This window comes from Pedobacter sp. 01T416_2 (genome assembly GCF_056398925.1).
Map to the genome: position 1 here is coordinate 1 of NZ_JBFTQI010000208.1, position 8,056 is coordinate 8,056.

General features: G+C 41.7%; 5 protein-coding genes. 4 read left to right on the forward strand and 1 reads right to left on the reverse strand.

The features are described from left to right. The first annotated feature begins 47 nt into the window (after positions 1 to 47). Positions 48 to 944, forward strand: coding sequence for a helix-turn-helix domain-containing protein (locus AC1DPQ_RS10920; RefSeq protein WP_477609242.1), 897 nt, complete (start codon positions 48 to 50; stop codon positions 942 to 944). A 402-nt stretch (positions 945 to 1,346) separates the two neighbouring features. Here the strand turns inward: AC1DPQ_RS10920 and AC1DPQ_RS10925 are convergent, their stop codons facing one another. Further along, positions 1,347 to 1,556 (reverse strand): hypothetical protein, encoded by a 210-nt coding sequence (locus AC1DPQ_RS10925; protein WP_477579934.1) that lies wholly within the window; start codon positions 1,554 to 1,556, stop codon positions 1,347 to 1,349. A 718-nt stretch (positions 1,557 to 2,274) separates the two neighbouring features. On the opposite strand from AC1DPQ_RS10925, the gene AC1DPQ_RS10930 reads away from it, so the two are divergent. The 3 genes from AC1DPQ_RS10930 to AC1DPQ_RS10940 all read left to right on the forward strand — a co-directional run. Further along, positions 2,275 to 5,625 carry a SusC/RagA family TonB-linked outer membrane protein gene (locus AC1DPQ_RS10930; RefSeq protein ID WP_477579935.1) on the forward strand — a complete coding sequence of 1,117 codons (3,351 nt, stop codon included), beginning with the start codon at positions 2,275 to 2,277 and terminating at the stop codon, positions 5,623 to 5,625. 9 nt (positions 5,626 to 5,634) lie between these two features. Beyond that, positions 5,635 to 7,125 (forward strand): RagB/SusD family nutrient uptake outer membrane protein, encoded by a 1,491-nt coding sequence (locus AC1DPQ_RS10935; protein WP_477609244.1) that lies wholly within the window; start codon positions 5,635 to 5,637, stop codon positions 7,123 to 7,125. Positions 7,126 to 7,131: 6 nt separating this feature from the next. Beyond that, the coding region (locus tag AC1DPQ_RS10940) for a sulfatase-like hydrolase/transferase (protein ID WP_477609246.1) at positions 7,132 to 8,056 on the forward strand (925 nt) is incomplete at its 3' end.

Consider the following 8,056-nt stretch of genomic DNA (forward strand, 5'->3'; position numbering starts at 1 on the left):
ATTAAAAGTCTACCTTCACATATCAAAATTTTAATTCATCATAAATCATGAAGCACTATAAAACAATCACCGAACTTTATACTACGAATGGCTTTCTTCCGCCAGAAAATCCGATGTTGGGTTTAGTAACGTTTGAAGATATAAAGGGGTGCCAGTTTGTAGAAACTGAGTTTACCCTGGGCTTCTATAAAATAGCTTTGAAGAAGGTAAAGTCGGGCAATGTGATGTATGGCAAAACAAAGTACGACCATGAAAACGGTTCTATGTTTTTCCTAAGACCCAATCAAATCGTGCAGATGAATGACATAGAACTCACCGAGAAAGGTTTTATGATTTATTTTCACGAAGATTTTTTAGTCAATCATCCATTACATTCAAGTATTCAGAAATACGGTTATTTTGATTATGAAGCCAATGAGGCATTGCACATTTCACCCAGAGAAGAAGATATACTTTGGGATTTGTTCAATAAAATAAGGGCCGAATATTATAATAACCAAGATGAGTATAGCAGAGACATTATGCTAACCCATATCGATTCTATTTTAAAATATTCCCAACGTTATTACAAACGCCAGTTTCTAAATCGGACAGTACTTTCGGGTACAACAGTTTCGAAATTTACCAATCATTTAAAAGCATATTTTGATAGTGGCAAACTTAAAGAAGAGGGATTGCCAACGGTAAAATATATGGCATCTGAATTATCCTTGTCAGCAAGGTACTTGAGCGATTTATTAAAACAGGAAACGGGCAGAACGGCATTAGACCATATACACATTGCATTGGTGATGGAAGCAAAAAACTTGTTGATGAGTACCGACAAAACTGTTGCGGAAACAGCCTATCAATTAGGATTTGAAAACCCACCGTACTTTTCAAGGCTTTTTAAGAAAGAAGTAGGAATTACACCTACTGAATATAGGGAACAGTTTTTAAATTAAAAGAATATCTTGATTTCCCTGCCACTTGGGATTGACGGCGTTCTTCTGTATAACCTGTGTTTTTTCTAAGCAAGCTAGCATGATGCCTAAACTATTCTTTAATATATATGTCCACACACGGTAGGGCATAAGAGCTGGTATCGCTATACCAACATTAAATTCTTATTATTTTGATGCCCGGTTCTATATATGGGATTTCTTGGTCGTAATAAGCCTCTATAGGGATTAAGAAGTTGTATCATAAAGGCAATTCAGCCCAGATGCTGTCATGTTGTCCAAAGGACTCCTACGGAGAGCCTGTCGAAACACCTTAAAGCGTATTTAAATAAGTCCTTCGACAAGCTCAGGATGACAAATATATAATGATGATACAACCTCTTAATATTACTTTGAACTGAATTCCTAAGGAGAAGGGGCCAATAGCACAGCATCGGCAACTGCTTTTGTTCCGTTCGATTTGATTTCGATATATGGCTGGTTACTGCCCGAAAATGAATATTTGCCAAGGCTCACCCATTCTCCCGAAGTTTGACCAAGTACTTTCACATCGGCACTTTTTATCAAAATGGTTTTGTAGCCTTTGCCATCAAATATTTTAATAAGGAATAACAAAGATTGTTTTATGAATAGAATAATTTTTAAGCATATAAATTGTTATGCCATCGTTGCCGGAAGTTGAAAAATTATCAAAGTCGTAAATTTTGTTAAATGTTTGTAGGCTATGTTAAGATAATATAATTTTGTCTACTAATACTATAGATTTAATATATTATGATGTTCGAAACAGTTACTTGTCCCCTTAATCCGATCTCTAATACATCCTACAATAGCTTTGGTTGCCGTTGTTGAACCTGGTTTTCTCTAGTTTTTAGTCTCTTCTCTAGTTTTTGTTTTTTTTAAATGACCGCATGGAAGGGAAATAATCAAACCTAAGTAGATATGCTAAAGTCATGACCTCTGTATAATCTTAACATGATATGGGAATGAAATAAAGGAGTCGCTGACCGATTGGAAATTATTGAATGGATAAATAAAATCAATTATAAAACACAATACCCAAAGGTATAGAAAGGAGCTTACAAAAAATAAGATAGTTACTGAATATAAATAAGGGAAAATGCGTTTTTGCATTCTCCCCAAATTTCGACCATTGCCGGAGATCAATTGGCGTTGCATCCGGTCAGTTCATTCAATGATCATGTCAAAATTATGAATTCTGCACGGGAATTTTTCATATTCCTAAAGCTTGTTGCAGTTTCATGATTGGCATAAAACAATATAAATTATGAAAATAAGCGGAAAGTCCAGGAAGGACTCGCATAGTAAATCTTTGTCAAAAATACTTTTATTGCCCTGCCTAACGGGAATTCTTCTGATTTCCTCTGTTCTGCAGGCCAGGGCAAAAAGAAGCGGCGAAGAACAAAATATTAACCTCCTCTCTCATCCAAAGGTAGCCGTTGTGGCAAATTTGACAGTATATAATTTTCTCGGTGCTTCTTTTGAGATTTCAAATATCTCTGACCTACGATCGCAGACTGTTACAATTAAGGGAAAAGTAATCGATGAAAGGAACCTTCCCCTGCCTGGCGTAAGCGTTAGGATCAAGGGAACTGCCCAGGTGGTATCAACCAATCCCGATGGCGAATTTCAACTGGTTACCGAGCTAAATCAGCCTACGTTGGTTTTTACCTATGTAGGTTATAAAACACAGGAAGTGGTTTACAAAGGCCAGCCGCTCTCAGTAAAACTTGATCCTGATCAAAGTAAGCTTGAAGAAGTACTTGTGGTAGGATACGGTACGCAAAGAAAAAGCGATGTATTGGGCTCAGTAGCCACTTTTAACGCAAAAGCAGTAGAAGAAAAGCCGATATCAAGAGTTGAACAGGCGCTTATCGGCCAGATGGCCGGCGTTCAGGTAAGGCAGCAAAGTGGCACGCCAGGAGCTGGTTTAAGTATCCAGGTACGTGGGGCTGGCTCTATCACGGCAGGTAATGAACCCCTTTATGTATTGGATGGCTTTCCTTTGGATGTAGCCAGTCAGAATGCCTCCGGAGGTATTTCGAACAGTCCACTAGATAACCTCAACCCTAACGATATCGAGAGTGTTCAGGTATTAAAAGATGCCGCTGCGGGAGCCATTTACGGTTCGCGTGCCGCAAATGGGGTAGTAATTATCACAACCAAAAAAGGTGTTGCGGGCAAACCAAGGATTAGTGTGAATGCGAATGCAGGTATTAGTTCGGTAGCCAGAAAGATCGATATGCTGAGTGCTGATGAGTGGGTTGCCCAGGCAACAGAACTGGCCAACAATGCATGGGTAGCTTCTGGTACAGGAAGAACTGCTACCCAAACCAATGCTGAAAGAGCCGCTATTTTAGGCCTTGCACCAGGTACCATTAACACCTCTTTTATGACCGATCCGAGATGGGCACAGCCTGGACACCCCGGACTTGATTATGTAGATTGGCAGGATGCAATCTTCACCAGTGCACCTTATCAAAATTATGAGGTTTCAGCAAGTGGAGGGGCAGAAAATGTGACTTACTTTATTTCAGGTAACGTTCTTAACCAAAACGGAACGTTGATTAATTCCAATTTTAAGAACTATGGTTTAAGGGCCAATGTGGAGGCCAATGCCAGTAAGAAGCTTAAATTCGGGATCAACCTTGCGCCATCTTATTCTGTTAATAATGCACCTCCGGGGGAAGGTAAGGACAATCAGCTCATGAATGCCTTGCAGATGGTGCCGGTAGTTGAAAGTTCGGCAGGCTTAAATTCTGGCGCTTATGGAAACAGTACCTACACCTGGGCGAGCCCAAGATTAATCAGTCCGTATGCCTATCTGGAAACCGCAATGAACAAGGTAAAAACCTCAAGATTATTGGCTTCGATATATGCAGATTATCAAATAGTTAAAGGCCTATCATTAAGGTCGAGCGTAAATTATGATAACGTTGATCGAAATACTTCAAAATATACATCCGATCAGGTTACCGTTGGTGCAGCATCAGCTTTATTAACCAATCCTGGTCTTTACTCAACCGGCTCTTACGCGGTAACCAAGAAACAAAACTTTCTTAACGAGAATACCCTTAACTATACCACAACAATTGCCGGTGTCCACAAGATTTCTGCCATTGCAGGAGTATCCTATAACATCGTACATACCGAAGGGGTAAGCCTTGCAACGGCCGGAGGTTTTGCCAACGATATCATCAAAACCTTAAGTAATGCCATTGCCAACGCTGCAGGAGTAACCACTACAGGAACTTCAACCGCAGCTAATAACACCTTATTCTCTTATTACAGCAGATTACAGTATGCTTTTAAGGATAGATACCTCTTATCTGGTACCATCAGAAGGGATGCCTCTTCTAAATTTGGATCTGAAAACCGCTGGGGAACCTTTCCTTCGGTATCTGCCGGATGGAAAGTTTCAGAAGAGTCTTTTCTTAAAGATGTTAAAGCCATTAGTGAGTTAAAACTAAGGTTAAGCTGGGGTAAATCGGGCAACAACAACATTGGCGACTATAATGCCATAAGCACCCTGATAAATTCGAATTACGTATTTGGCGGCAATACACCAACAACGGCTACCGGGCAGGTGGTTTCGGGCCTTGCCAATAAAGCGCTGAAATGGGAAACATCCAACACCTACGATCTTGGTTTAGACCTCAGCCTTTTGGCCAACAGGATCAATTTCACCTTCGATGCCTATCATAAAAAGAATACCGATCTGTTGTTAAACCTGCCGGTACTATCAGCAAGTGGTTTCAGTACAAGTTTACAAAATATAGGTGCGGTGGTGAACAAAGGATTGGAGTTTGGACTGAATACGGTAAACGTTAAAACAGCCAATTTCACCTGGACAATGAGCGCCAATATTGCCTTTAACAAAAATGCCATAACCGATCTTGGCCCAACACATGCCGATATCGAAATCGCTTCTGCCTATAGCGGTAGCAATGCGCCATATCTGCTAAGGGAAGGACTCCCTGCTTTCAGCTATTACATCACTAAAACCGATGGAATTTTAACAGCTGCTGATATTGCCAATCCGGCTGTGGCAAAAGTATCCGGACAGAAAATTGGCGATGCGAAATACGTTGATACCAATGGCGATGGAAAAATCAGTGCTGCCGATAGGGTAGTTGGCGGACAGCCTTCTCCCAAATATACCTGGGGTTGGTCAAACAATTTTAAATATGGGAATTTCGACCTTGGTATACAGCTATATGGCCAGCATGGAGGTTCGATACTTTCCTATCTGGGCCGTGCAATCGACTTTTCGGGAAGTACAACCGCAAATGTTCTTGGGGTATGGAGAGACCACTGGACGGCAGCAGATCCCAATCCGGATGCACCAAGGGGCAGGCTGGGCGCAAACTATACTTATCCAAATGTAACCTCTGATTGGGTTTACTCCAGCGATTTCTTTCGCGTGCAGAACATTACCTTGGGCTATAACCTGAAGGGATTGATCAAAACTCCTGGCATTTCTTCGGCACGAATATTTGTGACATTGGAAAACTATTTCTCTCATGATAAATATAAAGGGGGGGCGAATCCAGAGGCGCAGAATACGAACGTAAGTGGCGATGCCAGCTATGCAATATCAGGCGATTACGGTTCCGCACCATTAAGTAAAACAGCTTCAATTGGAATAAACATTGGCTTTTAGTAGAATAAGATGAAAACGAAAATATACTTAACCCTGTTCTCCGCGATACTGCTGTTGGGCAGTTGCGAAAAACAATTAAATCAAACACCAGAGTCGAGTTTGGCTACAGCGAATTTTTTTACCAATAATAACGACTTTCTTCAGGCTGTAAATGGGGTGTATTCCCAGTTGAGCAACTATCCCAGTCAGGCACTATGGCTCAGTGAAATGCGCAGCGACAACTTAAATGCGACTTCTGATGGTAACCGTGATTGGGACGGGATCAATAATTTTACACCGAGTATTACCACAACAGGATTTATCACTACAGCCTGGAAAGCCAATTTCAATGGCATATATAATGCGAATACCGTTCTGGCAGCATTAGAAACCAAAGGAAGTGTGCTTACTGTCGCAAATGCAACAAGGTATGCCGCCGAAGTCCGTTTCTTAAGGGCATTCTATTATTTTTCTCTGGTCAGGACTTTTGGCCAAGTGCCATTAATATCGACGGTAAAAAGCGCTGTGGAAGTAGCAAGCATTCCACGTAGTCCGGTAGCTGATGTTTATGCACTGATCGAATCTGATCTGCAGTATGCAGCGGCCAACTTACCCGCAACTTTTACAGGGATTGACCTTGGAAGACCAACTTCCTATGCTGCAAAAGGGCTGCTGGGATTGGTTTATCTCACCAAATCGGCCCCAACATATGGTATAAACGGACCTGGCCTTAACAGCAATGAATATGATAAGGCCGCTGCTTTGTTCGATGCAGTACTTACCGGGAGTCCCTATAGTTTTGCCTCCAATTATGCATCAATCTTTTCCTATACCAACGAAAACAATAGTGAAGTGGTGTTTGATGTACAGTTTGCTTCGAGTTTAAACGGAGCAGGTTTTCCTTCCCATTTGGTACCTGTAGCTTATTGGACCAGTAATGGTATTTCCAATAGTTTTGGAAATGGTTATGGAGCCAGTACTTTTCCGGTATCAAAAAGTTTGGTCAATTCATATACCACTAACACGGTTAGCGGAACAGATCTTCGGTATCCTTTCAATGTAGCAACTACCTATACCACTGGTCCTTTTATCAAAAAATACATCGATGTGGCCAAAAAGGGCCTGTCGGGCAAAGACTGGCCGATTAATTTTATCGTACTACGTTATACCGATATATTGCTCATGAAAGCCGAATGCATCCTTCATGGTGCGGCGGGCACTCAAAGTGATGTAGACGCGGCTGTGAACAGGGTGCGGGCCAGGGCTGGCGTAGGTGCATTATCGAATGTAAATATTCAGACCCTGATGCAGGAGCGGCAAAGGGAGTTTTTAGGCGAAGGGCTCCGCTGGAACGACCTTGTGCGCGAAGGTCTGGCCGTCTCGCAGATGAATGCCTGGAGAGTAGCCGATGCGATCACGAAAATTAATGAAATTGTGACGAACTATGTCATTTATCCGGTGCCTGCGGCAGAAATTCAGACTGCACCTGGCCTTTATACTCAAAATCCGGGCTATAACTAGTATATTATGGGAAGAATAAGACCTCAATTCAATAAAATGATCAAAAGAAGTTTAATCATCATAGGTTTTTCGTTGCTGTATAGTGGTGCAATATTTGCCCAGCGAAAGGCTGGGCAAAAGCCCAACATTGTTTTTATTTTGGCCGATGATCTGGGTTATGGAGATGTTGGTGTTTACGGCCAAAAACAGATCCTCACGCCCAACATAGATAAGCTGGCCAATGAAGGAACACGGTTTACCGATTTTTATGCCGGTGCTCCGGTCTGTTCACCCTCACGGGGATCTATTCTCACAGGTCTCAATACCGGGCATGCTACAATTAGGGGCAATGCAACCGAACAAGGAGGGCTCGCGGGGAAAAAAGGAAAAAATGTGGTGTACCGGGCCAATCTTACCAAGGATGATTATACTATAGGAAACCTGATGCAGGATGCCGGTTATAATACTTCGCTGGTGGGAAAATGGCATGTGGATGGATATGATTCGCTCGCTACACCTTTACAAAGGGGCTTCGATAAATTTTCGGGATGGCTGATCAATATTCCCTCAACCTACGCAAGCACTTATTGGCCTGATCACCGTTATGTGAATGGTAAGCTCCTGAAGGTAGAAGCAAATACCAATGCAAGAAAAGGCTATTACGAAACCAATATCTGTACAGATGAAGCACTGGCTTATCTGGAAACCCAAAAAGATAATAAAAAGCCTTTCTTTTTAATGTTGAACTTTAATAATCCGCATTCACCGCTGGATGTGCCAGACCAGGCCATCTATAAGAATAAAAACTGGCCTGAAGATATGAAGACCTATGCGGCTATGGTATATTATTTAGACCAGTCGGTAGGTAAAATAAAAGATTACCTGATTAAAAGTGGCTTGTCTGAGAATACAATTGTATTTTTTGCATCAGATAACGGCCCAAGGTCGGAGC